This is a genomic window from Marinobacter segnicrescens (assembly GCF_900111555.1).
Taxonomy (GTDB): domain Bacteria; phylum Pseudomonadota; class Gammaproteobacteria; order Pseudomonadales; family Oleiphilaceae; genus Marinobacter; species Marinobacter segnicrescens.
This window is the reverse complement of sequence record NZ_FOHZ01000060.1, coordinates 1-2,641: the sequence shown is the minus strand read 5'-3', so window position 1 is coordinate 2,641 and position 2,641 is coordinate 1. Positions and strand designations below refer to the sequence as shown.

2 protein-coding genes are annotated in these 2,641 nt (G+C 62.0%); both read left to right on the top strand.

Annotated elements, in window-relative coordinates; all coding sequences use genetic code 11:
- Nucleotides 1–233 precede the first annotated feature (233 nt).
- Nucleotides 234–1,778 (top strand): IS21 family transposase, encoded by a 1,545-nt coding sequence (gene istA / locus BM036_RS19540; protein ID WP_177186128.1) that lies wholly within the window; start codon nucleotides 234–236, stop codon nucleotides 1,776–1,778.
- Nucleotides 1,779–1,792: 14 nt separating this feature from the next.
- Nucleotides 1,793–2,548, top strand: coding sequence for an IS21-like element helper ATPase IstB (gene istB, locus BM036_RS19535; protein WP_091855292.1), 756 nt, complete (start codon nucleotides 1,793–1,795; stop codon nucleotides 2,546–2,548).
- The last annotated feature ends 93 nt before the right edge of the window (nucleotides 2,549–2,641 follow it).

The window sequence follows — 2,641 nt, the reverse complement described above, 5'->3', positions numbered from 1 at the left end:
TTGCATATTCCGGCCCATCGTGACCGCCCATTCCGTTTGAACGTGACCGCCTGTTCCGGGTGATCGTGACCGCTCATTCCGTTTTATCGTGACCGATTTCGGGTAGTTTTCCGGAATCGCCGGTCACGATGCCGGAATCATCGGTCACGTTCCTCCGGAATCCCTGCCAACACGCTGGAATTCTTCAACTTTATCCGGCATACCCCTTCCTTTTTCATCACGAGGAAGGGCGGATGCCGGCAGCGAGGATTTCCATGCGACAGATCATCGAGGTCTTGCGCCTCAAGTACGAAGCGGGCCTGAGCCATGAGCGTATTGCCCGTGCCTGCGGGCTCTCCAAGGGCGTGGTCGGCAAGTACGTCAGCCTGGCCACCGCGCAGGGCATCACCTGGCCGTTGCCGGAAGGCACGGATGAAGCACGGTTAGAGGCCCAGCTGTTCCCGGCTAAGACGCCGCCCGAACGCTTTGCCGAGCCCGACTACTTCCAGATCCATCAGGAACTCAAGACCAAGGGCGTGACCCTGCAACTGCTCTGGGCTGAGTACGTAGAGCGCCACGGCGACAAGGCTCGTCGGTACAGCCAGTTCTGCCATCACTACCGGCTCTGGCGCGGCCGGCAGCGACGCAGCATGCGTCAGGTCCACCGGGCCGGTGAAAAGATCTTTATCGATTACTGCGGCCCCACCGTGCCGGTGGTGGACCGCAGCACTGGCGAGATGCGCAAGGCCCAGGTCTTTGTGGCCGTGCTGGGTGCGTCCAGCTATACCTTCGCCGAAGCCACCTGGTCCCAGTCGTTGCCGGACTGGATCGCCTCCCACCAGCGCATGCTGGCGTTCTACGGCGGGGTAGCTGAGCTGCTGGTCCCCGACAATCTCAAGGCAGCGGTCACCAAAGCGGATCGTTACACCCCGAAGATCAACGAGACCTACGCGGAACTGGCCGCCCATTACCAGACGGCGGTGTTGCCAGCACGGCCCTACAAACCCAAGGACAAGGCAAAGGCAGAAGCCGCCGTGCTGCTGGTCGAACGCTGGATCCTGGCCCGGTTACGACACCGAACGTTCTTCTCGCTGGCCGAACTGAACTCGGCCATCGCGGAGCTGCTACCGGCACTCAATCAGCGCCCGTTCCAGGGGCGCTCCGAGAGCCGCCAGAGCCTGTTCGAAACACTGGACCGACCTACGCTGAAGCCACTGCCGGCAACGCCCTATGTCTACGCCGAGTGGCGCAAGGCACGACCGGGCATCGACTACCACATCGAGATCGACAAACGCCTATACAGCGTGCCCCACGCCTTGGTGGGTGTGAAGCTGGACGTGCGCGTCACTGATACGTCCGTGGAAGTCATGCACAAAGGCCAGCGGGTCGCACTGCACCCTCGGCATGGCAAGGGCCGCTTCGTCACCCTGACCGAGCACATGCCCAAGTCCCACCAGGCCCATCAGAACTGGTCTCCCGGGCGGTTCCTGAACTGGGCCAGGGACATCGGTCCCGCCACGCTCGACGTGGTACAGCGACAGCTTAAGGATCGCCCTCATCCGGAGCATGGTTACCGGGCCTGCCTGGGTCTGCTGAACCTCAGTCGCCGCTATAGCCGTGACCGGCTGGAGCAGGCTTGTAGCCGAGCACTGGTCATCAACTCGGCCAGCTATCAGAGCATCAGCTCGATCCTGAAGCAGGGTCTGGACCAACTGCCTCTGCCACTGGCCGAGGAAGAGCCGGAGCTGGCCGATCTGCCCTTACACACCAACGTTCGCGGCCCCCGCTACTACCACTGATCCCGGAGAAACTGATGTTGACTCACAACACCCTCGATACCCTGCGACAGCTCAAACTGACCGGCATGTGCGATGCCCTGGAACAACAGCGGGCACAGCCTGACACCCATGACCTGGCGTTCGAGGAGCGCCTGGCCCTGCTGGTAGATCGGGAAGTGCTGCACCGCGAAAACCGGCGACTGGAGCGGCTGCTCAAGGCCGCCCGTCTGCGTGTGCCGGCCTGCATTGAAGACATCGACTACCACCACCCGAGAGGGCTGGAGCGCTCTCGCATGGCCGGACTGGCCAGCTGTGACTGGATCCGCCAATCCCTGAACCTGTGCATTACCGGCCCGACCGGTTGCGGCAAAACCTGGCTGGCGTGCGCCCTGGGCAACCAGGCCTGCCGGCAAGGACTCTCAGTTCGCTACCTGCGGGTACCGCGCCTGTTCGAACAACTGCGCATCGCCCATGGCGATGGCAGCTATGCCCGGCTGATGAACCAGTTACTAAAAACCGACCTTCTGATCCTGGACGACTGGGGCATGCAGAAGGTAACCGCGCAACAGCGACAGGACCTGATGGAAGTGATCGAAGACCGGCACGGCAGGGGCTCAACTCTCATTGCCAGCCAGTTACCCACGGAGCATTGGCACGATTACATCGGCTCCGCCACGCTCGCCGACGCCATCCTGGACCGGCTCCTGCACGGCGCTCACCGGCTCAATCTGAAGGGGGAATCACTGCGAAAAGCAAAAACACAAAAGACGGAATCGGTTGACCCATCGTGACCGCTCAAAGTACAAAACTGACTCCAGCGTGATGGCCGTGTGCAAACCGGTCACGATCCCCGGAATGACCGGTCACGTTCGCCGGAATACGCA

Coding starts and splice junctions, on each gene's coding strand:
- istA (WP_177186128.1), top strand. CDS start 234: ATGCCGGCAGCGAGGATTTCCATGCGACAGATCATCGAGGTCTTGCGC.
- istB (WP_091855292.1), top strand. CDS start 1,793: ATGTTGACTCACAACACCCTCGATACCCTGCGACAGCTCAAACTGACC.